This window comes from Rhizobium sp. Rhizsp82 (genome assembly GCF_047325115.1).
In the GTDB taxonomy this organism is placed as follows: domain Bacteria; phylum Pseudomonadota; class Alphaproteobacteria; order Rhizobiales; family Rhizobiaceae; genus Rhizobium.
The window spans coordinates 765909-792059 of the sequence record NZ_CP168569.1 but is presented as its reverse complement, the minus strand read 5'-3'; the positions used below and the strand labels follow the sequence as shown (position 1 = coordinate 792059).

Annotated in this window: 30 protein-coding genes; 18 read left to right on the top strand and 12 right to left on the bottom strand. The window is 59.6% G+C overall.

What is annotated here, in order from left to right:
- Positions 1 to 195: 195 nt before the first annotated feature.
- The 3 genes from ligD to ACEN84_RS03985 all read left to right on the top strand — a co-directional run bounded on the left by ligD (position 196) and on the right by ACEN84_RS03985 (position 4204).
- On the top strand, positions 196 to 2859 hold the full coding sequence (gene ligD / locus ACEN84_RS03995; protein ID WP_413708697.1) for a DNA ligase D: 2664 nt from the start codon (positions 196 to 198) through the stop codon (positions 2857 to 2859).
- A 338-nt stretch (positions 2860 to 3197) separates the two neighbouring features.
- Entirely contained in the window at positions 3198 to 3443 is a 246-nt protein-coding gene (locus tag ACEN84_RS03990) for a hypothetical protein (RefSeq protein WP_413708696.1), read from the top strand.
- A gap of 137 nt (positions 3444 to 3580) precedes the next feature.
- On the top strand, positions 3581 to 4204 hold the full coding sequence (locus tag ACEN84_RS03985) for a hypothetical protein (RefSeq protein WP_413709038.1): 624 nt from the start codon (positions 3581 to 3583) through the stop codon (positions 4202 to 4204).
- 16 nt (positions 4205 to 4220) lie between these two features.
- Here the strand turns inward: ACEN84_RS03985 and ACEN84_RS03980 are convergent, their stop codons facing one another.
- The 4 genes from ACEN84_RS03980 to ACEN84_RS03965 form a co-directional block, all read right to left on the bottom strand.
- On the bottom strand, positions 4221 to 4973 hold the full coding sequence (locus ACEN84_RS03980) for a sulfite exporter TauE/SafE family protein (protein ID WP_413708695.1): 753 nt from the start codon (positions 4971 to 4973) through the stop codon (positions 4221 to 4223).
- A gap of 114 nt (positions 4974 to 5087) precedes the next feature.
- The gene (locus tag ACEN84_RS03975) at positions 5088 to 5378 is read right to left on the bottom strand and encodes an SDR family oxidoreductase (protein WP_413708694.1); all 291 of its coding nucleotides are present in this window, start codon (positions 5376 to 5378) and stop codon (positions 5088 to 5090) included.
- Positions 5379 to 5426: 48 nt separating this feature from the next.
- A complete protein-coding gene (locus tag ACEN84_RS03970; RefSeq protein WP_162708697.1) occupies positions 5427 to 5570 on the bottom strand; it encodes a hypothetical protein in 144 nt (47 codons plus the stop codon).
- Between the two features lie 298 nt (positions 5571 to 5868).
- Entirely contained in the window at positions 5869 to 6213 is a 345-nt protein-coding gene (locus ACEN84_RS03965; protein ID WP_413708693.1) for a Rap1a/Tai family immunity protein, read from the bottom strand.
- Positions 6214 to 6713: 500 nt separating this feature from the next.
- Here ACEN84_RS03965 and ACEN84_RS03960 point away from each other — a divergent pair, with 500 nt between their 5' ends.
- The 3 genes from ACEN84_RS03960 to ACEN84_RS03950 all read left to right on the top strand — a co-directional run bounded on the left by ACEN84_RS03960 (position 6714) and on the right by ACEN84_RS03950 (position 8864).
- Entirely contained in the window at positions 6714 to 7589 is an 876-nt protein-coding gene (locus tag ACEN84_RS03960) for an alpha/beta fold hydrolase (protein ID WP_413708692.1), read from the top strand.
- A 169-nt stretch (positions 7590 to 7758) separates the two neighbouring features.
- Positions 7759 to 7968 carry a hypothetical protein gene (locus ACEN84_RS03955; protein WP_413708691.1) on the top strand — a complete coding sequence of 70 codons (210 nt, stop codon included), beginning with the start codon at positions 7759 to 7761 and terminating at the stop codon, positions 7966 to 7968.
- 713 nt (positions 7969 to 8681) lie between these two features.
- Positions 8682 to 8864, top strand: coding sequence for a hypothetical protein (locus ACEN84_RS03950; RefSeq protein ID WP_413708690.1), 183 nt, complete (start codon positions 8682 to 8684; stop codon positions 8862 to 8864).
- 219 nt (positions 8865 to 9083) lie between these two features.
- Here the strand turns inward: ACEN84_RS03950 and ACEN84_RS03945 are convergent, their stop codons facing one another.
- A complete protein-coding gene (locus ACEN84_RS03945) occupies positions 9084 to 9293 on the bottom strand; it encodes a hypothetical protein (RefSeq protein ID WP_413708689.1) in 210 nt (69 codons plus the stop codon).
- A gap of 324 nt (positions 9294 to 9617) precedes the next feature.
- Between ACEN84_RS03945 and ACEN84_RS03940 the strand changes: the two genes are divergently transcribed.
- Positions 9618 to 10187, top strand: a complete 570-nt coding sequence (locus ACEN84_RS03940; protein ID WP_112717037.1) for a type 1 glutamine amidotransferase domain-containing protein — start codon at positions 9618 to 9620, stop codon at positions 10185 to 10187.
- 351 nt (positions 10188 to 10538) lie between these two features.
- On the opposite strand, the gene ACEN84_RS03935 is transcribed toward ACEN84_RS03940, so the two are convergent.
- The 3 genes from ACEN84_RS03935 to ACEN84_RS03925 all read right to left on the bottom strand — a co-directional run bounded on the left by ACEN84_RS03935 (position 10539) and on the right by ACEN84_RS03925 (position 12700).
- Positions 10539 to 11270: an SDR family NAD(P)-dependent oxidoreductase gene (locus ACEN84_RS03935; RefSeq protein WP_413708688.1), complete on the bottom strand. Its 732-nt coding sequence runs from the start codon at positions 11268 to 11270 to the stop codon at positions 10539 to 10541.
- A gap of 69 nt (positions 11271 to 11339) precedes the next feature.
- On the bottom strand, positions 11340 to 11918 hold the full coding sequence (locus ACEN84_RS03930; protein ID WP_112717041.1) for a TetR/AcrR family transcriptional regulator: 579 nt from the start codon (positions 11916 to 11918) through the stop codon (positions 11340 to 11342).
- Positions 11919 to 12103: 185 nt separating this feature from the next.
- Positions 12104 to 12700 (bottom strand): dienelactone hydrolase family protein, encoded by a 597-nt coding sequence (locus ACEN84_RS03925; protein WP_112717043.1) that lies wholly within the window; start codon positions 12698 to 12700, stop codon positions 12104 to 12106.
- A gap of 274 nt (positions 12701 to 12974) precedes the next feature.
- Between ACEN84_RS03925 and ACEN84_RS03920 the strand changes: the two genes are divergently transcribed.
- The 6 genes from ACEN84_RS03920 to ACEN84_RS03895 all read left to right on the top strand — a co-directional run bounded on the left by ACEN84_RS03920 (position 12975) and on the right by ACEN84_RS03895 (position 16075).
- On the top strand, positions 12975 to 13145 hold the full coding sequence (locus tag ACEN84_RS03920; RefSeq protein ID WP_199628417.1) for a hypothetical protein: 171 nt from the start codon (positions 12975 to 12977) through the stop codon (positions 13143 to 13145).
- Between the two features lie 57 nt (positions 13146 to 13202).
- Entirely contained in the window at positions 13203 to 13409 is a 207-nt protein-coding gene (locus ACEN84_RS03915; RefSeq protein ID WP_413708687.1) for a helix-turn-helix domain-containing protein, read from the top strand.
- A gap of 397 nt (positions 13410 to 13806) precedes the next feature.
- Positions 13807 to 14319 carry an RrF2 family transcriptional regulator gene (locus ACEN84_RS03910; RefSeq protein ID WP_112717049.1) on the top strand — a complete coding sequence of 171 codons (513 nt, stop codon included), beginning with the start codon at positions 13807 to 13809 and terminating at the stop codon, positions 14317 to 14319.
- 10 nt (positions 14320 to 14329) lie between these two features.
- Positions 14330 to 15082, top strand: coding sequence for an SDR family oxidoreductase (locus tag ACEN84_RS03905; RefSeq protein WP_413708686.1), 753 nt, complete (start codon positions 14330 to 14332; stop codon positions 15080 to 15082).
- Between the two features lie 15 nt (positions 15083 to 15097).
- Positions 15098 to 15535 (top strand): cupin domain-containing protein, encoded by a 438-nt coding sequence (locus ACEN84_RS03900; RefSeq protein ID WP_112717053.1) that lies wholly within the window; start codon positions 15098 to 15100, stop codon positions 15533 to 15535.
- A 93-nt stretch (positions 15536 to 15628) separates the two neighbouring features.
- The gene (locus tag ACEN84_RS03895; RefSeq protein ID WP_112717055.1) at positions 15629 to 16075 is read left to right on the top strand and encodes a carboxymuconolactone decarboxylase family protein; all 447 of its coding nucleotides are present in this window, start codon (positions 15629 to 15631) and stop codon (positions 16073 to 16075) included.
- 67 nt (positions 16076 to 16142) lie between these two features.
- Here ACEN84_RS03895 and ACEN84_RS03890 read toward each other — a convergent pair whose 3' ends face one another.
- On the bottom strand, positions 16143 to 17066 hold the full coding sequence (locus ACEN84_RS03890) for an SDR family NAD(P)-dependent oxidoreductase (protein WP_112717057.1): 924 nt from the start codon (positions 17064 to 17066) through the stop codon (positions 16143 to 16145).
- Positions 17067 to 17167: 101 nt separating this feature from the next.
- Between ACEN84_RS03890 and ACEN84_RS03885 the strand changes: the two genes are divergently transcribed.
- A complete protein-coding gene (locus tag ACEN84_RS03885; protein WP_413708685.1) occupies positions 17168 to 18076 on the top strand; it encodes a LysR family transcriptional regulator in 909 nt (302 codons plus the stop codon).
- Between the two features lie 65 nt (positions 18077 to 18141).
- Here ACEN84_RS03885 and ACEN84_RS03880 read toward each other — a convergent pair whose 3' ends face one another.
- The 3 genes from ACEN84_RS03880 to ACEN84_RS03870 form a co-directional block, all read right to left on the bottom strand.
- Positions 18142 to 18336, bottom strand: coding sequence for a hypothetical protein (locus ACEN84_RS03880; protein ID WP_112717061.1), 195 nt, complete (start codon positions 18334 to 18336; stop codon positions 18142 to 18144).
- A gap of 388 nt (positions 18337 to 18724) precedes the next feature.
- The gene (locus tag ACEN84_RS03875) at positions 18725 to 21892 is read right to left on the bottom strand and encodes a PAS domain-containing protein (RefSeq protein ID WP_413708684.1); all 3168 of its coding nucleotides are present in this window, start codon (positions 21890 to 21892) and stop codon (positions 18725 to 18727) included.
- A 177-nt stretch (positions 21893 to 22069) separates the two neighbouring features.
- Positions 22070 to 22837 carry an EAL domain-containing protein gene (locus tag ACEN84_RS03870; protein WP_112717065.1) on the bottom strand — a complete coding sequence of 256 codons (768 nt, stop codon included), beginning with the start codon at positions 22835 to 22837 and terminating at the stop codon, positions 22070 to 22072.
- Between the two features lie 155 nt (positions 22838 to 22992).
- On the opposite strand from ACEN84_RS03870, the gene ACEN84_RS03865 reads away from it, so the two are divergent.
- The 4 genes from ACEN84_RS03865 (at position 22993) to ACEN84_RS03850 (ending at position 25719) form a co-directional block, all read left to right on the top strand.
- On the top strand, positions 22993 to 24504 hold the full coding sequence (locus ACEN84_RS03865) for a helix-turn-helix transcriptional regulator (RefSeq protein ID WP_413708683.1): 1512 nt from the start codon (positions 22993 to 22995) through the stop codon (positions 24502 to 24504).
- Between the two features lie 148 nt (positions 24505 to 24652).
- A complete protein-coding gene (locus ACEN84_RS03860) occupies positions 24653 to 24832 on the top strand; it encodes a CsbD family protein (RefSeq protein ID WP_112717069.1) in 180 nt (59 codons plus the stop codon).
- Positions 24833 to 24892: 60 nt separating this feature from the next.
- The gene (locus ACEN84_RS03855; protein WP_112717071.1) at positions 24893 to 25153 is read left to right on the top strand and encodes a BON domain-containing protein; all 261 of its coding nucleotides are present in this window, start codon (positions 24893 to 24895) and stop codon (positions 25151 to 25153) included.
- A 47-nt stretch (positions 25154 to 25200) separates the two neighbouring features.
- Complete coding sequence (locus ACEN84_RS03850) at positions 25201 to 25719, top strand: DUF992 domain-containing protein (RefSeq protein WP_203431339.1); 519 nt, start codon at positions 25201 to 25203, stop codon at positions 25717 to 25719.
- Positions 25720 to 26151: the final 432 nt, after the last annotated feature.

Genomic DNA, 26151 nt, shown 5'->3' with positions numbered 1-26151 from the left:
CAAATCGTTATGTATTGCCATTTGCTCGTCGAGGTCGCGTGCTGAATCAACCGGACGTGACAGGGATGATGACGCGATGATTTTCCGGTTTTCTCATCGCGGCCAACGAACGGCAGTCGCGCGTCTCACCTGTCTGGCCCGCGCCTCATCCCGTCTTCATCCGAGGCGGGAGGCGGATTTGTACCGAGGACGGCCATGGCAAGCGACAAGCTCTCGACCTACAAGCAGAAGCGCGATTTTCAGAAGACGCAGGAGCCGAGCGGCGCAGCGAAGCTGAAAGCATCGAACCGCAGGCGCTTCGTGATCCAGAAGCATGATGCGACGCGCCTGCATTATGACCTGCGGCTCGAACTCGACGGTGTCTTCAAATCCTGGGCGGTGACCAAGGGACCGTCACTTGATCCGCACGACAAGCGTCTGGCGGTCGAGGTTGAAGACCATCCGCTGGACTATGGCGACTTCGAAGGGACGATCCCCAAGGGCCAGTATGGCGGCGGCACGGTCATGCTCTGGGATCGCGGCTACTGGGAGCCGGAAGGCAACAAGACGCCTGAGCAGGCCCTGGCCAAGGGCGACTTCAAGTTCACATTGGAGGGCGAGAGGCTTCACGGTAGCTTTGTCCTGGTGCGAATGCGCAGCGACCGCGACGGCGGCAAGCGGACCAACTGGCTGCTGATCAAACATCATGACGACTTCTCAGTCGAGGAGGACGGTGCTGCAGTCCTTGAGGACAACGCAACGTCGGTCGCCTCCGGCCGAACCATGGAGGCGATTGCCGCCGGCAAGGGCAGGAAGCCGAAGCCGTTCATGGTCCAGAGCGGCGACGTTCAGGCCGACGCGGTCTGGGACAGCAACCAGGGCCTTGCTGCGGAAGAACGCAAAGCCGAAACCAAACCCAAAGGGAAATCAGCCGCAGCCAAAGGTGCCAAGCCAGCGAAGTCCGTAATGCCCGATTTCATTCCTCCGCAACTTTGCGAAACGCTGGAACGCCCGCCCTCGGCCGCGGGCTGGATCCACGAGATCAAGTTCGACGGCTACCGCATCCAGGCGCGCATCGAAAACGGCGAGGTGACGCTGAAGACCCGAAAGGGCCTGGACTGGACGGCAAAATATCCGGCGATTGCAACATCGGCCGCGAACCTGCCAGATGCCATCATCGACGGCGAGATCTGCGCCCTCGACGAAAACGGGGCGCCAGATTTCGCAGCGCTTCAGGCAGCACTGTCGGAGGGAAAGACCGACGCGCTGGTCTATTTCGCTTTCGACTTGCTGTTCGAAGGCGACGAAGATCTGCGGCAACTGCCGCTCATCGAGCGGAAGGAACGGCTGCAGAAATTGCTGGATGGTGCCGGTGAGGATTCACGCCTGCGTTTCGTCGAGCATTTCGAAACCGGTGGTGACGCCGTCCTGAAGTCGGCCTGCAAGCTCTCGCTGGAAGGCATTGTTTCAAAGCAGGCGGATGCTCTCTATGAGTCGGGCCGCACCAAGACATGGGCGAAGTCCAAATGCCGCGCCGGCCATGAAGTCGTGATCGGTGCTTATGCCAAGACCAACGGCAAGTTCCGCTCATTGTTGGTCGGCGTGTTCAGGGGTGACCACTTCGTCTATGTCGGCCGGGTCGGAACCGGCTACGGGGCCAAAACGGTCGACGCGATCTTGCCGAAGCTTCGGAAGATCGAGACCGACAAATCACCGTTCACCGGCATCGGCGCGCCAAAGAAGGATCCCAACATCGTCTGGGTTGAACCCGAACTGGTCGCCGAGATCCAGTTCGCCGGCTGGACGGCGGACGGCCTGGTCCGTCAGGCCGCCTTTAAGGGATTGCGCGAAGATAAACCCGCAGCCGAAGTCGAGGCGGAAATGCCGGCATCGCCGGCGAAGACAGAGACCCCGGCGCCGACCGCGACAAAGCCATCAAGGCCGGCACGCGGCAAGAACGCCAAGGCCGAGGTGATGGGCGTGATGATCTCCAGCCCGGACAAGGCCCTGTGGCCGGATGCCAATGACGGGGTGCCGGTCACCAAGGAGGATCTCGCCCACTATTATGAAGCTGTCGGACCATGGCTTATCGACCATATAAAGGGGCGGCCATGCTCGATCATCCGCACGCCAGACGGCATCGGCGCCGAGCAGTTCTTCCAGCGGCACGCAATGCCTGGAACGTCGAACCTCCTCGAACTGGTCATGGTGTTCGGCGACAAGAAACCCTATCTGCAGATCGATCGGGTCGAGGGCCTCGCCGCCATCGCCCAGGTCGGCGGCGTTGAGCTGCATCCCTGGAATTGCGAACCCGGCCAGCCGGAGGTTCCCGGTCGTCTTGTCTTCGACCTTGATCCCGGTCCGGACGTACCCTTCTCCACCGTGGTCGAAGCCGCCCGCGAAATGCGCGATCGACTAGAGGAACTCGGCCTCGTCAGCTTCTGCAAGACCACCGGAGGCAAGGGTCTGCATGTCGTCACCCCGCTTGCCGTGGCCAAGGGCAAGAAGCTGTCATGGCCGGAGGCAAAAGCGTTCGCACACGATGTCTGCCTGCAGATGGCACGCGACAACCCCGACATCTATCTGATCAAGATGGCCAAGAACCAGCGCAACGGCCGGATCTTCCTCGACTACCTGCGCAACGATCGCATGGCGACGGCGGTCGCGCCCCTATCGCCACGCGCCCGGCCTGGAGCAACGGTATCGATGCCGCTCACCTGGAGCCAGGTGAAGACGGATCTCGATCCGAAACGCTTCACGATCCGCACGGTACCGGCGCTCTTGTCCAAGACGATCGCCTGGCAGGACTATTGTGATGGACAGCGCTCGCTGGAGCAGGCCATCAAACGTCTTGGCAAGATGATGAAAGTGGCGGCATGACGAGCGAGGCCATAGTCAGTGCACGGACTTCCACAATGTCGACCGTCTGCGTCCGCATTGGCCACATGCGTCGGTTAGCGCGGCTCATGGACCCGGGACTCCACGTTCCCGGCATACGATTTTTTTGGCGCTTTCCGCAACGCCGTCGCCTGCGACGCAGGCCCTCGCATTCACCATTTCCTGCTCAGTCCCTCGCTGCGGAACAACTACAAACCTGCGGCGTCGACAAGCTCGCGCGCCGGGGAGCACACCAGCGATCACGCCCCGGTCTCTATCGAACTGGATAACGATTAGGCCGCGATCGCCAAAACCATTGATGACAAAGGAGCAGACAGACAATGGCGGAGGGACAAGACTTTGATGCCGCGGCGTTCGCGGACCAGCTTTCCGCGATGACCGACGAAGAACTCTTTGTGCTGATGCAGAAGCTCGAAGACGAAAGCGGAGACATTCCTTCTAAAGACCGCGACAGCAGCGAGGTCTTTGTCAGGATCGCCAAGGTTGAAACCGCGATCGAAGAGGGATTCCCAGGACAGCTATTGGCGCCATACAAGGACTGGCAGCAGCGACACCTAGATATTTAAGGAGCGACGATGGCGACAGAGTGACCCGACAAATGCCTGTTCCAGCGTTGCCGAGTTTGGTATCGACCGGTGTAAAGCATCAGTTATCGCTCTCGAAACGAGTTGACGAAGGATCGCTGGCAACCCATCTCAACGCCATGCGAAAAGAACAGAAGAATGACGTCGAACTCCTGAAGACGTGGCGGCTCGCGTCGGCAGCGACTATGGGATCGGCGGTTCGCGCCAAGGGTATTCTCCTGGAACTCCGGGCATGGGTTCCAGCTGCCGTGAAGAAGTCGCTTGATCTCGATGCGGGTGAAATCACCCTCGCGATGCCTGCCAGCCAGAAGAACGAATTCCACGCTGTATCGGCTATCGTCAGCAAGGTGCTCGACGGCATCGAGCAGTTGCCGGTCATCCCGCGCGAGATCCAGGACATCCTGACGATCACCACCAGCGAGCGCCATCGTTGGCTGGCGGACGGTCGGCTGCCGAGTGCTGGAACACGAACAGTCCGGCTGAACGGCCGCGCCCGCCGGATCACCTTCCATGTGTTCGATCCGAAGGTTGTCGAGGACATTCTGGATCGAGGTATTGTGGAGGAATGGCGCGAGGAAGACGCGATCGCCAAAGCCGAAAATCGGCGCCGCGCCGCATATCAGGCGAAGCTGACCCGATCACTGAAAAAGGGCAAGGCGAAGAAGACTGAGACCACGACCGACGCCAATTCGCCGAAACTGGAAGGCTGGGAAGAATTCGGACGCTACGGTTTCTTGAAATAGGTTCCGATCCAGGTCTCTAGGCGAAATACGCCCGGGCAAAGAATACCGTCGTGGTTGCTACGGCGAGCACAATAGTAAGAGCCCTGATCGCAGAAGCCGGCAGTTTCCGGCCGATATGCGCTCCCGCCCAGCCGCCGAGAAGCGCCCCGATCAACATGGGCAGACATTGAGACCAGGCAATCGCTCCGGCGATGACGAAAACGATGACAGCCACCGCGTTTGCGGCCGTGACCATCAGCATCCGCATCGGGTTCAATTCCTTGATCTCTCCTCCGCCGAAGACACTCCAGGCTGCCAGCATCATCAGGCCGACCGCTCCACCGAAATAGCCGCCATAGACGCCGAGTAAGAACTGGACGGGGACGATGGTTGAGGTTCGGGCTGAAGCACGGCTCCGGAAGGCCGCGCTGATGCGGCGCCCGAAAACCAGCATGAGCGTAGCGATCAGCAGCAGCCAGGGAAGGATGGCGTCGAAGACACTGCAAGGCGTCAATAGCAGCAGCACGCTGCCGCAGAGCCCTCCGAGGACCGTTGCAAGCGCAATCGGCAAGACCGGCACACCGCAGACTTTGCCGAACCCGTCGCGATAGACCCAGGAACTCGCCAATCCGCCCGGGAAAAGGGAAAATGTGCTCGTGGCATTTGCTGCGACCGACGGTACTCCGACCGAAATCAGCGCCGGCAGGGACACGAAGGACCCGCCACCGGCCAACGCATTCATGCTGCCCGCCAGCATCCCTGCGAACAACAGAAGCAAGATATCATTCATCGAAACTGCCAGAATTTGCATGTGGGCGCGTCGTACGAATGATGGTCTATCATCGCACACGCGTCGAAGCGAGGCCGCGCGAGTGCAGTCCTGCCCTCGACTGGTGCTGGGGCGCTAGCCAACGCTGTAACCGCCACCGACAGGCAAGGTCACACCCGTGACGAAATTCGCAGCCGGCGAGCACAGGAACAAGATCGGCTCGACCAGATCGTCGGCCGTGCCCCAGCGCTTGAGAGCTGACCGGTCAGCAATCTTCGCCTCGCTCTGCGGAACCGACCAGAGCGGCCTCGTGCACCCAGCGCTACTCGTTCGAAGCCTGGCTCTTGTTACGCGAACGAGGATCAGGTTACCAGCGCGCGCTGGGACGCAGCCAATCAAGCCGAGCGCGCACCGAATTCCGTCCATTTGTGGAATAGGTTGCGGAATTCCGAATGATCACTACCGTTTTTTCAGTCATTGGGCAAACAACTGCTCGCAGCCCGCAAAAATCGTCGGCTGAGCCAACCGGCACTGGCTGAGCGAGTTGGCCGAAATCGTGCCCGCATAGCGGAACTGGAACGTGAACTCCCAACGCGATCGCAGACCGGCGATAGACATCTGATCTCTCCGGCGACGTTCGCCATCTGGGAAAATGCGGACTGGCCCGATCCTCGCTGGTAATGCCGGTTCGAACGAGTAGCCGAAATGGTTGAGCCCCGACCTCATCGAAGAGCGACTGCTGGGATTGGCCGCAAGGATCGGGCCGCATCAATGCAGATGAGATTGGATGGCCGAAAGTCACCGGCGAGGTGTTTTCGAACGTGGCCGAATCTGCCGCAGCGGTCGAAGGCGCAGTGGAAAAGCCGCTGCGTGCGAGCACGCCTCCATCAAATGCCAAAAGCAACGCAAGAGTGCATTATTGCTGACATGGAAATGCTTCGCCCAGAGCCTTTGTCAGCAGTTCATCTGAACTTTGCGACAGCGCATCCTGATGTTCAGCGAGATATTGGCAGTAAGCTGTCGTCATTTGATTGGCGGAGAGGTTGCGGCTCAAGCAGAGCCTCGTCGCGCCGTCGACCTTCGAGCTTTCCAGATCGCTCAAGTTATCCGCCGACCATTTGTCGACCCATCCAGTCACGTAACCGGTCACAAAGCTTGGTGTTCGCTGACAAGCATCATGGAGATCCTGGCCCGTCCATGGACCTGCAATCAAGGGTGTGGTCGAGGAAAGTAGGAATGCTGCGGCCAAGTGAAGCTTCATGTTATCCCTTCTCATTCACTTCTCTGCTGTCTGAAGCCAGAGCTAATAGCGCCTTCTGCAATGTGCAATCGTAATTTAAAACGCACAGCTGGCATCTCGCGACGATTAACCCAGCCCTCGCCGGGGCGACGGAGCCGAAGTCGCTCGTCTGAGGCAACACCTCATATCGCCAATCCCGGTAACGACCGAGGAACCGACCCGCTTAGGCCCAAGACCTCAAGGATTGCCGGGCGTCCGCACCGAGAGCCGGCGTTCGCCAGCTTGCCGCCAGCCGGCCTACGAGGCCCCAGGTGATGCCCGGCCACGAGGCCGTTCATGACCCCTGAGCAAAGCAAGCGCGCTACGCCGAGAATGGTTTCGCGTAGGTGCACTCAAGATGACAGGAGAGCACATCGAGCTCACCGGTGACGCCGCGAAAACGGCTAAGCAAAGGGCCAATCCGTCAACGGAACAAGAAGCTTTTTGAGGCGTTTTTTGCGCTTAGATCGACAGAGGCACGCATGCACGCCAAATCTAGGTTTTTCCGCACTTCCAAAGGTACAAGCGTTCACTATCTAGAATCTGGACCGAGTGAGGCCGCCCCGGTTATTCTACTTCATGGGTGCGGAAGTTTCGCCGAAGAAGTTTTGCTGCCCTTCCGGGACACGAGCCATCGTCTTATCGCGCTCGACCGGCCCGGCTACGGCTACAGCGACAGCCTGGACGGCCCTGAACACGGCCCGCTTGGTCAATCGTTCTGGCTTGAGGACGTCTTGGAGGGTTTGAAGATCACTGAAGCAGTCGTCGTCGCGCATTCGATTGGAAGCGCGATCGCTGTGCATCTTGCCGCGCGAAGGCCCGATCTTGCCCGCCGCCTGCTGCTGCTTTCTCCCTGCTGCAGCCCGATCTACGACAAGCCGATGCTCGACCTGCGTATCGCAACGGCTCCAATCGTTGGAACCTTCATAAGTAGACATGTCCTTTCCCGATACGCGGCCTTGCTCGCAAGGAAGGGACTGACAGCGTCAGCCTTTCCGAACGAAGTCCCTACTGAACTTGCTGCGCTTGCGCCTGAGCGCTTCGTCAATAGCAGCGCTATCGTGACAATGGCCAACGAGGCGAGGCTCTTTAACCGCGACATGGCCACTCTGTCCAGATTGCCAAGCGACTTGGAGCTGCGGATCATCTTCGGATCCGGCGACCGGATCATCAAGCCTGCCCGTCACATCGAATGGCTTCGACGCGTGCACGGAAATCCAACGGTTCGGGTCCTTGAAGGGGTGGGGCACCTACCGCACCATTCGGTCCCTGGCATCGCGCTCGAGGCGCTTCAAGAACTCGTCAGCTGCCAAGCCATTGCCGATCCCGCTCTCCAGCACCCCCGTGCTGTTGCTTGATCACGATATTCCTAGCCTTTGAACTCGCGGACAGCCAGTGGAAAACCCGTCGTGGCACCCGCACACAGTTTTCTGCAGCAGTCATCTAGTTTCGATGCGCGTATGACACCGTCGCCTGAGACCCAATAGGAGGCGAAATGCGGGGAAGAAGCTACGTCAGATCGAAGGCATGGCCACTACGATACGCGAATTGGCAGTACCGGGCATGAAGCCCAAGGCGCTGATCGATGCCGTTAAAGCGCGCTATCCGGATGCATCGAAGAAAGAAATCGCTCGCGCTGCGTTCTTAAGCGTGATCCTCTCGTCCGAGTTCAGCCCCGAAGACACACAGGCGCTGCATGATCTGGCACGAGGAACACGCGACAGCGACAACGACTGACGTCCATGAGACAAAGCCTTGCTGAAGCCGCGTCACAAGGATGCCATTGCCACTACAGGCAATCCCTGAAGCCCTTTAAATCAGCTGACATTGGCGGTCGATGGCTCCCGCATTCTAAACGGTCAGCAGCAGAACTCCGACAGCCCGCTGCGAAGTTGCCGGGCGCGCCCGGGCCTGCTTGTCCAAAGTCGGCTGCGAGGTGCCGCTCCCGTTGCCAACGACTGGCGCATTCGCGTCCAGAATGGTGCATGGAAATGCTGTTTGGCCTGAAGCCTGGGACGCGCAAAAGGGTGGAACAGACTGTTAGCACAGCGGCGCAGCAGGGCTTGAAGCTCTCTTACCGCCTCGGCAAGCAACCGGAACGGGACTGGCTTTTGTAGCCGCTTAACGTCACCGCACTCAGGTGGGATGACGTCCGGATCGTAGCCGGTGATGAAAACAAACGCGACGCCGCGCGCCTTCATGGACCGGGCGATCTCGAAGCGGGTCCACCACCGCGCAGCGGCTCCCTCGCTTGGACACGGACAAAGGACTTCCGCCCCAGCTCCCCGTAACGCTGCCGCGGCGTCGCCGGCCAGATAGTCGTCGTCCACGGCTAGGATCCGGCGAGGTCACGCCGGCTATGGTCCTTTCTTTTCAAGAAGGTCTCGCTACGGCTCGCACGGAACTCCAAACCTTCACGCGGGTTTTCCCTCACAACAAAGGAGTGCCGAATGCACAAGGATACAAGGGCCCAGCAGGCCATCGAAGAGACAGGAAAGAAATCGCCTGAAGCAGCGGATCTCCCGGCAGCCGGCCCTCACGACAAGCCGCACCTACAGGACGAGAGCAAGACGCCTGGCGCCGGTTTGCTTCCAGACAAGAACGACGACAGCGTTTCACCAGGCAGCGGCTGAATATAAAAAGGGATGCTCCCCGGTTGGGAACGGGTGAACCCTCTCGGCTACGACTGCGGCGGAGGCCGGAGTGGTTGGACGAATGCCGTGCGAGCCCGGGTCGGCCCAGCAGGCGGGCGATGAACGAAAGTTGTACGGGCAAGATTGGAACAGCGTTTAATACGAGGTAGTTCCCAGCGCGCCCACCGCGTAGGTTCATTTCTCGCAGCGCTTCCACGCTCAGACCACGCCGGGATCGCGTCCGGATTGCCCGCTCGCAGGCGGTAACTGTGTCGCCCCGCGCTCGTTTTCATGCCTCCAGGCGGCGTTGCCCAGCATGTCGCCGAACGCGATCTTGCAATTTGTGAACGTCTGCTTCATGTCGCCCTGAGCCGGAGCTTCGACTTCTAGTTCGCGGCTAATGCCGTTGAGCACCTGGACGTGCCGCATGTGGGTCTTCCTTGAAGAGGCAATCTGGCTTGCGGGTTCCCGGCCATTGAGCCGCTCGATGCGAGATCTTATGCGGCGGTCGCATCATGTGCGAGGTAGAGCAGTTTTGTAGATCCTTGATGTCGGATTGTTGCCAACGGACCAATGTCGTTCTCCTTTTTGGGTTGAAGGAGATCGGGGCACAACAGTGGTTCTTTCTGCGCCGAAACCGTCCTCTATCGTACCGTCCTCAGAATTGAGGGCATATCGGCCGGAACTTCTACGGTACAGGCGGGTTACAATCACGACGTTCCTGTCCCAATCCCATCCCAACTGGAGATGACCATGACCCTAGAAGGGAAGAAGATCGCTATCCTCATTGCACCACGCGGCACCGAGGAACCCGAATTCAAGCAACCAAAGGACGCAGTCGAAGCTGCTGGCGCGACTGTCACGGTCGTCGGGATCGAGGCCGGCGAGGCCAAGACCAACAACGGCGATCTTGATCCGGGCGGCAGCTACCCCGTGGATAAGGCGGTAAACGACGTGTCGGCTAGCGATTTCGACGGACTCGTGATTCCTGGCGGGACCGTCGGCGCCGACAAGCTGCGGGCGGACGGCGATATCGTTTCGTTCGTGCAATCCTTTTTCGATCAAGGCAAGCCGGTGGGTGTGATCTGCCACGGCCCCTGGCTCTTGGTGCAAGCGGACGTTCTGAAGGGGCGTACGGTCACGTCCTATTCGTCGATCCGGAAGGACATTGAGAACGCCGGCGCAACCTGGGTTGACCAGGAGGTCGTGACCGATCAGGGGCTGGTCACGAGCCGAAAGCCCGATGACCTGCCAGCATTCTGTACAAAGATCGTCGAGGAGTTTGGCGAAGGCAGACATCCAGAACAGGCACGCAGCGCCTAATCGGATATAAAGAAGCGTCGGCTTCTTCGGCGCTTCACCACCTTCGAGCGGCCGTCAGCCCACTGCTTACGGCATTTCTTGAACGGATCTCTTTAAATTGCTGGCGGCGTCGTTCAGGCAGAGCGAAAAGCCGAAGCGTCCCCACGACGATTTCAAGGATGTGAACGTACCTGACGTTGTTCGTCAACAGCACGCCGCCGAAATGGGTTTCGGGTCGGTATTGCCGCAGGGCAACCGATGTCCAGTCGAGAGACTACGGTCCATCGTGCCGGAACCATAGCCGCCGCTGCGGCTATGGTTCAAGTCGATGGCCTCATGGCGGCAGACAGGGTCCCGTCGCCACAAGCGCCTTCAAAGGATCCATCCGCCGTCAATTGTAAGACTTGCGCCGGTCATATAGGCAGAACCAGGGCCGGCAAGGTACGACACGAGTTCGGCGATTTCCGCCGGATCGGCGACGCGCTTCAACGGGCTCCGATCCGCAAGGAACTCGATCGACCCGGCATTCATATCGGTATTCGTCGGACCGGGCTGGACGTTGTTGACCGTGATGCGCCTGGGCGCCAGGTCGAGCGCGAGCCCTTTGACCATAGCCGCGACTGCCGCCTTCGTGAACTGGTACACGCTGCTTCCCCGAAATCCGGTTCGTTCAGCCGTATTGGAACCGATGGTGATGACCCGACCACCATCCTTCATCTGTGCGACCGCGGCCTGGATGGCGAGGAAAACGCCCCGGATATTGACGTCAATCATCAGGTCCAGTTCTTCGAGTGTGACCACATCGACAGTGTTAAGGCGAAGGACCCCGGCGTTCAGGACGACGGCGTCAAGTTTGCCCAGTTCGTCCACCGCCTTGCTCACTGCCGCCCGGATCGCTTCGGGATCGGCGCTGTCGGCCCGAATGGCGACAGCATTTCCCCCTCCTCCTCGAATTGAGGAAGCAAGCTCCGATGCGCTGTCGGGTCGCGACACGTAGGTGAAGGCAACGGCGAAGCCGTCCTCGGCCAGCTTGCGTACGGCTGCTGCTCCAATTCCACGCGCACCTCCGAAGACGAGTGCGGTTCTGCGTTCTTCGATCGTCATGATTTTCCCCATTTTTGACAGGTCGATCCATAACTGGCGAAAAGAAATCCCTCTTGCTAGAGGGACCAATCAGTTTTCGAGGCGTCGCGTCGCGAAGCGAGCCATTGCCTTCAGTTCTGCGCTGGATGCGCCGCCGCGTGCCGCCAGCTGGAGGCCGGTCATTGTCATCAGTACGAACGAGGCCGCCTCCGCCGGGTTGAGGCTTCCATCGATCTTCCCCTGCTCCTGCCCTTCGCCAATCCTTTGGGCAATGCCCCTGTAGAGACGTTCGCTGGATGCCTTCCTGCGGGCATTGAGTTCCGGGTCCGTCACCCCGAACTCGCCGACCGATCCGACGCCCATGCATCCCAGCACCCGCTCCTGGTCATCTTCGGCGACGAGACCTGAAAGCAGGTTTTCGATACCTTCGAGCGGATCGCCCTCGGATAGGCGTCTGAGATGACCAGACGTTGTCCGACGCTGGTATGCATCAAGTGCTTCAAGGTACAGGGTCCGCTTGTCGCCAAATGCGCCATAAAGGCTCTGTCGACCTATGCCCATCGCTGCGCGCAGATCGTCCGTGGATGTCGCGGCGAAACCTTTCGCCCAAAACACCCTTAAAGCCGCTTCTAACGCCGCGTCGCGGTCGAACTCTCTTGGTCTTGCCATGAGGTATCAGTACGGGTTACGGACAGATCAGTCAATAACTATCTTAGCGAACGCTTTGATGAAGGCGGGGCAATATCGCGGGAAGTATCACGTTCGCAGTCTATCTCACGTCCTCGACCTCCGCATAATGACATCGCCTCTGCAAGATCGGTCATGGCAGGACGGTCGGGAGTAGTGTGTTTCGCCTACACGAGAGACTTCCGCAGAAAGGATAGTGCCTTCGCGGCGCCGGCGCTCGAAATCGTATGTCCGACGCCCGGCTCAACATCGAGCTCGACGTCGAAACCAGCCGCTCGGAATTGTGCCGCCGCAAGCGTCGACGCAGCGTATGGGATGGTCGTGTCGGCCTGCCCGTGCACCATGAGGATCGGCGTCTGCCGGCTGACTAACGATATCTTCTGGGGCGGAAGGAGGCCAGCGAAGGAAACGACTGCGCCGACCTGCCAGCGGCCGGAGGCGACCGCATCGAGAGCGACGATGGCACCCTGCGAGACGCCGACGAAGGCGACCCTGCCGTGCGCGTCTGCGAAACCTTCGCGCTGGACGACGTCGTCGATCAGTCCGTCGAATGCTTCGCGCGCGGCCATGATCTTGGCTGGATCAAGCGGATTGCCTTCCGTCGAGAACCACTGGTGGCCGCGCCAGTGATGCATGGGGGCGTCCGGGGCAGCGAACCGGGTGTTCGGTAAAACGGCGCGCCAGGAGGAGGCCAGCGGCATGAGCTGAGCGCCGGATGCGCCGATGCCGTGCAGGAAGATGACGAGGTGGTCGAGGGATGACATGACGATCCTTGGAGGTTTCGAAAAGCCCGACGGCGCTCGACCTCAAGAGAGGGAGCGGCCGTCTCACCCCACGCGCAAGCCGTCACGCAGACGCCGGCGGACGCCGCTGCGGAAGCTCACGTAATAATGGGGTGGCCCACTGTAGATGGTGTAGAGAATGCATCTTTGCAAGCTGCAGGACGCGTTGCCGTACGCTAGTGGACGGGAGGCCTCAAGCTGTTGAAGGACCTGCTCAATTACCCCATATATGAGGAAACCCTCAAGGATGATTGTCATGGTAAGCAGGATCAGGAAGACCCTGACCGTGCAACAGCGCGCGGCGGCCTTCGAACACACGAACAAGATTGCAGCCGACGCTGCAGATGAAGAGCGGCGTCTCCGCGAAGAGAAGAATGAGCGTCTCCGCAAGCTCCGGCTTGCGGCCGCCAACCCATCTTCAGAATAAACCGTTGTGCAGACCCGAACGTAACAAACACGTGCTTGCAGCACATCGGAGGAAAGTATGGATCATGTTTATATCGAAACGTCCTCGGACGATGCCGGCAAGGCGGTCGGCTCACGCCTTCGCGAAGCCCGTATCGCACGATCATACAGCCTCGAGGATCTTGCGCTCGCCACCGGCCTGACCGAAGCGGAGATTTCAGCCATCGAGGTCGGGACGTCCATCGACGCTCTTCATATCGAACGCATCGAGCACGCGCTCTGCTAGGAGCGTTCGATCCCACTCTAAATTCGGCCGCTCAAGAACTCCAGAGCTCCATATAAACCAGTGCTGTCCCGTCACTGCTGCGGCCCCTCTGCCTGCTCTTCTTTCCTCCACCGTCACCTTCGCTCAGTCTTCTGTGGCTACCGGCGACGGCGAGAAGAAGCACGCCGATCACACGAAGAAGCGTTCCGCCACTGAAACTCGAGGACCGGCAAGCAAGGCGGCCTGATACCCATGTTCGGGAACCTTCTTCCGCTGCCGCAATCGGCGGCCGGCCGAAGCGTCGACCCAGAACCTGCAGTCGGTCTCTCTCGAGGGGCGTCGAATGCACTGTCCACACATCGCGGATTGACGACCGGAATAATCATGGATATTTTGTATCTATGATTTGGAGGGTGGGATGAAACTCAGCGAAGGCGTCGAACAGGCAATTCATTGCGTGGCGTTCCTGGCGGGACTGTCGGAAGACGGCGTGCTCTCGGCGGCAGCCCTGGCGGAACTGCATGGCGTGTCCACAAGCTACCTCTTGAAGCACCTGCAGGCGCTTTCCGGCGCCGGGATCGTCGTGACGACGCCCGGCCCGAGGGGTGGCTATCGACTGGCCAAGGCGCCGAGGGACATCAGCCTGCTCGACATCGTCCTTGCGGTTGAAGGTCCGGCGCCTGCGTTCCGGTGCGCCGAAATCCGCCAGCGTGGGCCGAACCCTCTTCCGCAGCGCTACTTTACCAAGCCCTGCCAGATCAACGCCGCGATGTTGAAGGCCGAGAGGGCCTATCGCGCAGAACTCGCCAAGGTGTCCGTTGCGGAGCTTCTGGCGGATCTCGGCGCAGACGACGACGGCGGTATCGCCGCCCGCGGATGCGCCTTCCTCGAACTCCACGAACGCAAGACGGGCAATCGCGCCTCGTCATAGGAGAAGCACCATGAGCATAATGAAGAAGGTCGTCGTCATCGGCGGCACGGGCCTGATCGGCTCGAAGGCAGTGAAGCTGCTGCAGGACGCCGGCCACGAAGCCGTCGCCGCAAGCTCACGCAACGGCATCAACGCCTATACGGGAGAAGGACTGGAAGCGGCGCTTACGGGCGCCGACGCCGTCATCGACGTGTCGAACATGATGTCCTTCGACAAGGACGTCATCACGGACTTTTTCAGGACGTCGAGCCGGAACCTGACAAGCGCCGAACAGGCCGCGGGCGTGCGCCATCACGTCGCCCTCTCGATCGTTAATGCCGACCAGCTTGCGGCCAATCCTTACATGGCCGGCAAGCTGGCACAGGAAGAGGCGGTCGTATCCTCCGGTCAGGCCTATACCATCGTCCGGGCAACGCAGTTCCACGAATTCATCGCAACCCTGGCTGGCGCCTATGCAGCGGACGGGGTGGTCAAGGTACCGGATATCGACTTTCAGCCGATCGCGGCCAGTGACGTCGCCGCCGCTCTGGTAGAGGCCGCGCTCGGGCAGCCGAAGAACGGAACGGTCGATCTTGCCGGACCGCATCGGGCACCGTTCGAAACCGTTATTCGGGCGTATCTCGATGCGAAGGGCGACGGCAGTCCGGTGACCGCGGACGCCGCGGTCGATTACTTCGGCGCCCCCGTTGCCAAAGGCTCGCTTGTTCCAGGTGGAGAGTACATCAAGGGCCGCGTCACGGTCGCCGAATGGCTTAAGGTATAGAAGGAGCGCACGATCATGAAGACCATTTCATATGCGGCTGCGGCACTCGCGGCCACCCTTGCCACCGCGTCCGCTCACGATGTCGCTAAGCCAGGACTCGCGTACGATACGAAGGATGCCAAGGTGACGCTCGTCTACGAGCATCCCCTGCCCGACGTTCCCGGCAAGAGCGTCAAGGGCGTCCTCGTCGAGTACGGCCCCGGCGGCTACAGCTCCGCCCACACGCATGCGAAGTCTGCGCTGATCTATGCCACGGTCCTAGAAGGCGCGATCCAGAGCGCCGTGAATGGTGGCGAGACGAAGACCTTTATAGCCGGTCAGAACTTCACCGAGCTGCCCGGAGACCGGCACGACGTCAGCGCCAATGCAAGCAAGACTGAACCGGCGAAGCTGCTCGCCGTCTTCGTCGTCGACACCGGCGACACCGTACTGACGACGCCGCGCAAGCCGTAAAGCGTCCTCCGAACCTATTCGCTAAACCACAGATCAACCGACGACGGCTTCTCCGGCGATCGGAAAGCTGTGTCCTCAAAAAAGGAAAACAACATGTCCCGCATGAACTGGTCCGAAGTCGCCCCCGAGGGTGCCAAGGCGCTCTTCGGTGTCCACCACTATGTCACGGCCAAGACAAACCTGCCGGCAGAGCTGATCCACCTCGTCTTTCTGCGCGTGTCCCAGATCAACGGCTGCGCCCACTGCATAGACATGCACAGCCGCGATCTGCGCAAGACGATGTCCATCGACAAGATCACGCTGGTTGCCGTGTGGGACGAGGTGCCTCACCTGTTCAGCGACAAGGAACGCGCCGCTCTCGCCTGGGCAGAGGAAGTGACAAATGTCAGCCAGACCCATGCGTCGGACGAGGCCTATGCTGCCGCTGCGGCCGCCTTCGACCCGAAGGACCTCGTCGATCTGACGATCGCGATCGCCGCTATGAACGCCTTCAACCGCCTCGGCGCGCCGTTTCGCCTTCCGGTGGCGGCAAAGGCCTGATTTGGCCCGCAGCACTCGGAAGAAAGTGGCCCGCCGGACTGCGCAAAGGTCCGGCAGGCTGCGCCGACTACAGCGGCGACGAGACCATCCGCGTCGCCATCTCCCAAAGACGGAAAGCGTTCTGTGCATCAACCGCGTATCTTGCTACTCCCTTGAACGGCAAGGCTCCGCGCTCGTCGACGACAGGGGCTTCCTGGCAGTCATCGAAATATTTGCCGGAAATTCCCTCCACAAGCGGCGACCCCGCAAGCAACACCGTCGTGGATGCCCCCTGCTCTATCGTCTTGCGCAGATGCTCGGGCGTGCGAAGGCCGCCAGTGTGCTTCTGGAGCCCGGTTGCGATCGCTCCGGGGTTGAGTGCGTTCGACATGATGCCGTCGCATGCCCACGCCTGCCTGATACCAACGGACATCAGAATGCAGGCCGTCTTCGACTGCCCGTAGGCAAGCAGCGGATCGTAGGGAATGAAGCGGAAGTCTGGATCGTCCCAGAATACCGGGGCAAACAGGTTGCCCGTCGAGGCGACGGAAACGACGCGGGCGCCGTTCGCCCTGGCCAGATGCCTTCGCAGGCCAAGCGTCAACGCGAAATGCCCCAGATAGTTCGTGGCGAACTGCATCTCCCGCCCTTCCGCACTCCTCTGCAGTTCGGGAATGGCCATCACGCCCGCGTTGTTGATGAGGACGTGAAGGGGTTCGTCCCAGCACTCGGCAAATTCCTGCACGGAGGACAGATCGGAGAGGTCGAGGCGACGAACGCTTAGCCGAGCGGCGGGCATTGCCTGCCTCATCTCGGCGACAGCTCTCTCGGCCTCGTCCGGGCGGCGCGCCGCGATTGTTACGGCCGCGCCTGCCGCCGCGAGTGCGCGGCTCGTCTCCATCCCGATGCCCGCGGCGCCCCCGGTGACGATGACATTTCGTCCGGAAAGCTCCACACCTTCCAGAACGTCAGCGGCGGTCGACGAGAACCCAAATGGGATGGATGAAGTCATGGTCATACTCCTTCGAACATTCGACTTGCCCGGAACATAAGCGCGTGGCATTCGTGAACTAGATGGCAGAGGCTACACGCAATGATGAGATAATTCGTACAGTGAGCTCGCTCCCGCCCGGCGAGCTCGCGGCCTTTCTTGCCGTTTCCGAGCACGGCGGCTTTCGTGCCGCCTCGCGAATGCTCGGCCAGACGCCGTCGGCGCTGAGCCACGCGGTTGCCGGACTGGAGAGGCGTCTAAAGGTGAAGCTTTTTCACCGTTCGACCCGGAACGTATCGCTGACGGAACCGGGGCGGAGACTTGCGCAACGGCTTATGCCGGCGCTTTCGGAAATTGGCCTCGCGGTCGAGGAGCTGCACGAACAGAGCACCTCGTTGTCCGGGCTGATACGGATCAACTGCGACGCCAATGCCGCCGAGCAGGTCCTGATGCCACTTCTGACCCGCTTCATGAAGCTTCAGCCCACCATGCGCTTCGAAATCCGCTCCGAGGGGAGACTGGTCGATATCGCCGAAGGAGGATACGACTGTGGGGTCCGGGCGGCCGAACTTGTACCCGACGAGATGGTCGCGGTCGCTATCGGTCCAGACCAGCAGCACATCGTCGTGGCGTCGCCTGCCTATCTCGATGGCGCGCCCGCCATCAAGATACCGTCGGACCTTTCGTTGCACCAGTGCGTCCAGCTTCGTATGGCGAACGGGTCGATCTATCGCTGGGAGTTCCAGCGCCGCGGCGAGGACGTCGTTGTGACAACGCCCGGCAATCTCGTCGTCGACCAGTCCAGACTTCTTTTGGCAGCGGCATTGGACGGTATCGGTCTTGCCTATGTGACGCGATGGATGGCGGCCGACGCTCTCGCCAACGGCAAGCTGCAGCAGGTGCTGGACGATTGGACACCGCCCTACCCGGGCCTTTGTCTCTACTACCCGCGGCACCGCCATCTCGGCTCGGGCATGCGCGCCTTCCTTAATTTCCTGAAGGCCGAAGGATCGTTACGAGCTGCGCCTTGACGACGACCCAAGCGGCACCATTCTCCCGGGCATGAAAGCTGTCGCCCCCTCCTCCCAACGCTCACTCAGATCGCTTCCCGAGATGCCAGAAAGCGTTGGCCGATCGCATGTCGGAGGTCACACTTGCGGGCAGTGCGGCCGGCTGGCGTCCCGAAGAGATAGCTGCCGCGCTCGTCGAATTGGCGGACAACGCCATGTTGGCAGTCCTCGCGACCCGAGACGTTGAACGCAATCTTGCCTTCTGAAGAAAGACTGATCATGTGCGGACGCTTTTCCTTCAAGCATGAATGGCCGGACTTCGTGGATCTTCACGATCTGCTCTGGGATGTCGAGCGCTGCCGCAACACGCGTGCGGGCCGCAACACCGCGCCGACGCGGCAGGTCCTTATGGTGTACAACGAAGCCAATGGACGCAGGTAGCCGATGAGGCTCGATACCGCGCCGGCGTTTCGAGAAGCTTTCAAGAGCCCGCGATGCGTCGACCGTTCCTTCGTCAAAGGCCGATGGAGGCATCAGGCACAGCAATTCATCGCCCCGTCGATGTCATCCGCAGATCACTTCCATGACCAGCATGGGCGGCCAACGTCACCGGCGCCGCAACCAAGCACTCCGAAAGGGAATTTTCAGGCTCGGGAGCGGCTACTGCACCTAAACTTTGTCCTCTTCGACGGCGCCGCTGCGCGCCGGATTTCCTTCGGCGATCCGATATGCCCCTGTAGTGGCTAAGGCCTCAGCGAGTTTCGCGGCGTCATAGGGTTTTGCCAAAACGATGGCACCTGTCTCACCGCGCACAGCCGTCGGATCCCCGGTGGCGAATACGATCGTCGTTGACGGGTTCAGAGCCCTGGCCTCAGCCGCCAGCTCTAATCCCGATGCGCCTGGTAGATTGAGGTCGGTCATGAGGATATCGACTTTCATCGTCTGCAGAGCCGCTTTGGCTTCCTCAGCACTTCCCGCCTCGACGACAATCAATCCGGCATCCTGCAGCATCTCGGCCGTATTGATGCGGATGAGCGCATCGTCCTCGACCAGCAATACAGTTATGCGTGCGACGTGTTCCGCAGTCACCGCCGCTGCGCTCTTGGCGGACGTCACCGGCGTGTCCAGTTGTGGCAGGGGCTCCGGCGGAAGTCCCGTTGACTTTTGATCTCTACGCTGAGCTTGATTGGCCAAAACATGCCGGAATTTCCGCGCAAGCGCCTCACGGGTATAGGGCTTCGACAACAGCTCGACCCCTGCATCGAGCTTACCGCCGTGAACAATCGAGTTTTCGGTGTAGCCAGACGTAAACAAGACAGCGATATTCGGCAGTCGTTCTTTCGCCTTGCGGGCGAGTTCGGGGCTTTTGAGCGTGCCTGGCATCACGACGTCAGTGAAAAGAATATCGATCGGAATGCCGCTATCGATCACCGTCAGCGCGCTCGATGCATCAACCGCCTTCAGCGTGCGATATCCGAGGTCGGTCAGCATCGCGATGACAGTCTCGCGGACCTGCGCGTCATCCTCGACGACAAGGACAGTTTCCGTGCCCCCGACGATCGGCCCATTATCGACGGCGACTTCGACATCTTCCGCCTCCATCGCGCGCGGCAAATAAAGCTTGATCGTCGTGCCGTGACCAACTTCCGAGTAGATTTTGACATGCCCGCCCGACTGCTTGACAAAGCCGTAGACCATCGACAGGCCGAGACCGGAGCCTTTGCCCTCTGCCTTCGTCGAGAAAAACGGCTCAAACACCTTCTCGATGATCTCAGGCGGCATGCCCGACCCAGTATCGGTCACCGCCATCATTACATATTGACCGGGGGTGACCTCGTCATGCGAGCGCGCATAGGCATCGTCAAGATGCGCATTCGACAGCTCGATGGTGAGTTTACCCCGTCCTTCCATGGCATCGCGTGCGTTGATCGCGAGATTAAGGAGAGCATTTTCGATCTGCGTCGGGTCGATGAAGGTATTCCAAAGCCCTCCTCCAACAACCGTCTCAACCTCAATGGCCTCGCCGATTGCGCGTCGGATCATATCATCCATGTCGCGGACGAACCGGCTGATGTTGACCACCTTAGGCTCTAGCGCCTGACGGCGCCCAAAGGCTAGGAGCTGGCTGGCCAGCTTGGAGCCACGCGATACGCCCGCCATGGCGTTTGCGATCTTCGACTCGGCGCGTTGGTTGCCGGTGACCTCCTTCGAGAGGAGTTGCAGATTGCCGCTCACGACCTGCAACAGGTTGTTAAAGTCATGCGCGACGCCGCCGGTCAGTTTCCCGACTGTTTCCATCTTCTGGGCCTGCGCCAGCTTTACTTCGGCCTGACGGCGCTCGGCGACTTCGGAGATAACCCGCGCCTCAAGATTTTCATTCAGCTGCTTGAGCTGCTCTTCGGCCCGTTCTCGGTGGCGGACCTGGCGAGCAAGCACGTCCGCCTGATCGCGCAAAGTGGCCTCCGCCGCGCGCTGATGGGTGATATCGGTATGCACGCCCACCCATTCGACGATATCGCCATTTGAACTGATGATCGGCAAGGCCCGGATGGCGAACTGGCGCCAGGCGCCATCGTGTCGGCGGACGCGGTGCTCATGCACATACATGGATTTGGCTTCGACAGCCGCGTTCCAGGTCGCGACTGAGGCATCCATGTCATCCGGATGCACCGCTTGCGCCCAACCGAAACCTTGATATTGAGCAAAAGTCTGACCGGTGAGTGCTGCCCACCCCGGTTGTTCTCCGACCATTCTACCATCGGCACTATTGGTCCAGAGGACACCATGCACCGCGTTCATAGCCGTGCGAAAGCGGCTATTGCTCATTTCCAGCTCGGCTTCGCGCACAGCACGATCTTCGATATCGATGCCAAGGATGTAGACGCCCGGTACTGACCCGTCGGCCTCGACATGGGGGACGTAACGGATCTCGAGACGACGCGGCGCGCCGCCGTTGACCGGCATGTCGGCCTCGCCTGTCACGACTTCACCAGCCAATGCGCGATCAATGTCAGGCCGCCGGTTTTCGTACGGCCCCTGGCCAATCACTGCGCCGATGTGTCTACCGATCATGTCATCAGGCTTCATCCCGAACCACGTCTCGTAGGCATGATTGGCGAAGCGATAAATGTGCTGACGGTCCACATACGATATCAGCATCGGCACAGCATCGGTCACGCGGCGGAGTTTACCTTCGCTGTCCTTCATGCGCTTTTCCATCGCGACGCGGTCACTGTTGTCGACGACCGTGCACATCACGCCGCCGATTTTGCCATCAGCCTCATATACCGGCGTATAAAAGAGATCGAAGATAAATTCCTCAGGCCGCCCATCTCGGATGAGCGTCATGCTTTGATCGTGATAGGAACGAAGCTCCCCGCCAAGGCCGGCCTCAAGCATGTCGCGGTTCCAGTCCCAGATCTCAGGCCAGACTTCCGCGACGTTGCTGCCGAGAGCGCCTGGATGTTTATCGCCTGCGATCTTCGCGTAAGTGTCGTTATAGACCATCACATGGCCCGGTCCCCACATCAGCACTTTCGCGACCGGAGAGTTCACAATGTTGGCGATAGTCGTGCGGAGTTCGACAGACCAACCGCTCATCGGTCCAAGGGCAGTCGCAGACCAGTCCATCTCCCGAATGATTTTTCCGCAGACCCCGCCTCCGATCGGCCACGCTGATGCGACTGTTGCCGCCGGTCTCAGTCCATCGCGAAGCAATCGTAGCCCCGACTGGACAACCTCACTGGCGTTACTGTAGTCGCCGGACGACAAACATTCGGAGATGAACCCCTCGAGTCCGGGGGTCAACGTGAAATTGCGTGTGAGACGTTTGGCCATAATTGGCTCGTCTCATGGAATTTTGCATGTGTCAACGTGTGGCGCTCCACAAGGGATTCTTGCTCTCGATGACCCGGCTTTCCGCCAATATTTGGATCTCGATAATCGGAAACGACAGCACCGTTGCTGAGCGCCTTCAGCACAGCTCCAGTGATAGCGATTGCTTGCAGTTCGTTGCTAAGCTACGGCTAAGACCTGGTCGCCAGGGGCTGCAGGCACTGTCAGGGTTTCAAAGCTCGCTTTTGCCAGTACATAGCCCTGAATGAGCGATACGCCGAGATCTTTCAGCGTCGCCAGCTCATCGGCCGTTTCGACCCCCTCGCACAGAGGGACAATTGCCAGATCCTCGAGCATATCGAGCGTGTGTTTTACAATTTTGCGTCTCACCGGATCGACATCGATCCCACGGATCAGATCCATATCCAGCTTCACGATGTCAGGCTGGAAATGGGTTAAAAGCCCAAGACCCGAATGACCCGCCCCGAAATCATCGATCGCGGTTTTGAATCCCATGTCTCTGTAGGTGCGAAGGATATGAAGGACGTGTTTGGTATCGAGTTGCTCGTTCTCGGTAAATTCGAAAATAATACGATCGAGAGGAAAGCCCGTCTTCATCGCGGTGGCCAGTGTAAGTCGAATACAAGCCCGCGGTTCATAAACGGCGTTCGGCATAAAATTAATTGAAAGCTTCACGTCATCAGCCGGATCGTAAAGGCCCGAAGCCAATTCGATCGCCTTGACCCGACATTGCTGGTCGAAAGCATAACGATTGCTATCCTTGATCTGGCTGAGAACCGAACCAGCCCCCTCGCCATTCGGACCCCGCACCAAGGCCTCGTGCGCAAAAACAGCGCCAGTCCTGATATTCACGATAGGCTGAAACGCCATCGAGAAAGGAACCTCGAAAGCAGCGCCATCGCGGCAGCCATCACAGTGCGTTGGCATATAGAGCCCTCCATCAGATGATAAGCCTTACCGGATCGCCGATTAAACTTTCGTTGCTCGGCAATACGATAAATCGCGGTCGTTGCTTAACACTCACCCTTTACATCGCTTCCAGGGACGCGACCTATGGTCCACCGATACACTTGAGGGACGACATGAGCGAAAATCCTGAGCCGCCGAAGATCAACAAGGGTAGCCTTCAAGAACTGATCGGAGGCCTCAGTGACGGCATCATCCTTTTAGAAGAGGGAGGCCGGATAGCATGGGCCAATGCAGCAGCCTTTGCCATGCATCGAGTGAGTAGCATTGAGGAACTCGGAGGCGACGCGGCAGGATATCGGCGAACGTTCACTCTGCGGTATCGTAACAATCATCTTCTGGAGGCAGGCCAATACCCGATGGAGCGGCTTCTCGCTGGCGAAACAATCGACGATGTGACAGTCGAGATATCGCCGGCAGCCGACCTTGACCTGGTCTGGGTACACACCGTTCGCACGATGTTCATCACCGACGCTGGCGACAAGCCTGACGCACTGGCCCTGATCGTCAAAGACGAGACCTCACGCTTTGAAGCGGAGGAGCGGTTCGAGCGATCGTTTAATGCCAATCCGGCCCCTGGCCTGATCTGCCGGCTCTACGATCAGCGCTTCATTCGTGTCAACGAGGGATTCCTGGAGATGACCGGCTTCACCAAGGACGATGTCATCGGCAGAACCGTCAAGGCGATCGGACTGTTTTCGAACTGCGAAACAGCCGATGATGCCCTTTCGAAACTCAACGATGGCCGGATGATACGCCACCGCGAGGCGTTGGTGCCTCTGCTTGGCGGTGGAGACCGGCTTGTGATCGTCGCCGGCGAGCCGATTTCCGTGGTCGAAGAACCCTGCATGCTGTTTACCTTCGCCGATCTCGATGCCCGGAGAAAGGCCCAAAACGCACTTCGCCAGAGCGAAGAGCGGTTCTCAAAATCGTTCCGGCTGTCCCCCGCTCCGGCAGCGATTTCACGGCTCGACGACTTCGTATTTACAGAAGCAAACGACGCTTTTCTGCAGATTTCCGGATACCAGCTGACGGAAGTTGTCGGCCGGACTGCCGGCGAGCTTCACCTTTGGCAGGACATTGCCGCCAGACGCGCTTTGGAGCAGAAGCTGCGTGACAATATCTTCGTTCGGGAAGAACCGATGCGGTTGAAACAGAGAGACGGTGATCTTGCAGACTGTCTGGTTTCCGCCGAGCGCGTCGAAATCAATGACGAGCAGTGTGTTGTCTGGGCGCTTCAGGATGTGACAGAACGCCGGCGCAGCGAGGCGCAGCTCGTCGAGGCGATCGAAAGTGTCATGGCCGATACGTCATGGTTTAGCCGTTCGATCGTTGAGCGTCTTGCAACGCTCAAGCAAGGGTCGGCAGCCCCGTCGACAGAATTGCTGGAGCTCAGCGAGCGAGAGCGACAAATTCTTGGCCTGATCTGCAACGGCCAGAGCGACGCCGAGATGGGAGAAACGCTCCATCTTTCGAAAAACACCATTCGAAACCACGTCGCTTCGCTCTATGCGAAGATCGGCGTCAACCGCCGAGCTGCTGCGGTGATTTGGGCGCGTGAGCGCGGCTTTACAGCACCCGATCAAAAACATCGGGTGCAGCCTGGGAGAAAACCGAGAAAAAAGTGATTTCGACCGCAAAAAAGGTCACGGGATACTAATCGCCCTAGTACTTTCAGCTCTGAGTTTTCACTAGGTGCAGCCTTATTTTCTCGTTCATGGCGCCGGTCGACACCGGGGTCAGTGATCGAAACGCTGTCTAAGGAAAGGCTGCATTATGGATAAGAACCGTATCGAAGGTGCCGCAAAGGAACTGAAGGGCACGATCAAGGAAGTCGCCGGCAAAGTCACGGGCAACGAGAAACTTGAGGCAGAAGGCAAGGTCGACAAGGCCGCCGGCCAGGTACAAGGCGCCGTTGGTAAGGGCAAGGACGCCGTCAAGGATGCGCTGAAGTGAGGTTGTGATGACGGCTCGCTACAAAGGCGAGCCGTCATCACCCAATAAGGATCACGCCAGATGCTTTTTCAATCTTTTGCAAGCGTAGCAACCGCTGCGGATCCCATTGCGAGTAGTGAGGCGATCAGGTGCCTTTTGGCCTATACCTACGGTCTGGAAGATTGTCAGATCAAAGTTGAAGTAGTTGACGGCGCCATCATGCTGACCGGTATGGCGTCGTCAGAGGAAGCCTCACGTATGGCGACCTCGATTGCTGCCGACTTCACGTCAAAACAGGTAATTTGTGGTCTGCAGGTCGCTGTCACGTCAAGGCGCGCCTGAAGCTGATCGCAAAACAGAACCGCTATGTTTCAAACAAGGAAGAGACCATGAAAAAGACGCTCGTTCTCGCGGTGGCCACCACACTTGGCTTTGGCTCCGTTGCCGCGGCAGCCGATACCCACCACAGCAAAAGGCAGCATAAGCAGCAGGTTGCGTCACAGCCGAAAGAGCGGCTGGGTACGCTTTCCTGCGAAGTCGCCGGCGGTATTGGCCTTCTGATCGGCTCCAGCCGCGCGGTGGATTGCCAGTTCAAGCAGCGAACCGGGAAGGTCGAACGTTACAACGGTACGATCGGAAAGCTCGGCATTGATGTCGGGGTGACCGGCAAATCCTATCTGAGCTGGATCGTGGTCAACACGAAGCCGACGACAGTTGGCGAAGGCAGCCTTGCCGGGACCTATGTCGGAGCGTCCGCTGGCGCATCTCTTGGTTTGGGCCTGGGGGCAAACGCGCTGGTTGGAGGCAATGCCACCAATTTTGGCCTGCAGCCGCTCAGTGCTGAAGCCGGGACCGGTCTCAATGTCGCAGCCGGCGTCTCGCGCCTGCAACTCCGTAAGGCAGACTAATCCGCGATCGTTCTCATCCGGACGGCCATGAATCCGATCGCCGGGCGCACTAGAGGGGCAAGGCTGTGCCCCTCTTATGATTTTGGATGCCGACTACAAGGTAATACCCAGCTGGTATCGGAGAGCCAAGACGCATCGAGCAGGGTAGTCGTCACGCTGCTGGGACGTGCACCGGCATGGTGAAAGTGAGTGGATGGCATTGAACTCTTCTGCAGAAACCGGCAAAGCGGCAGCGCCTTAGATTATGGTGTCAGTTCAGTCGCAACAAAGCTTGAACGCCAGACCCCAACCACGCGATCTGCCGAGCCCATTCGGCACTCAGCTGATTGGCCTAAGCCTGAAGCAATTTGTTTCCCAGTTCGGCGCTGACGTTGTCCGGCTCGACAGGCTCCGACTTCGACCTGTATGAAAATGCCAATTGAAGCGCCGTAC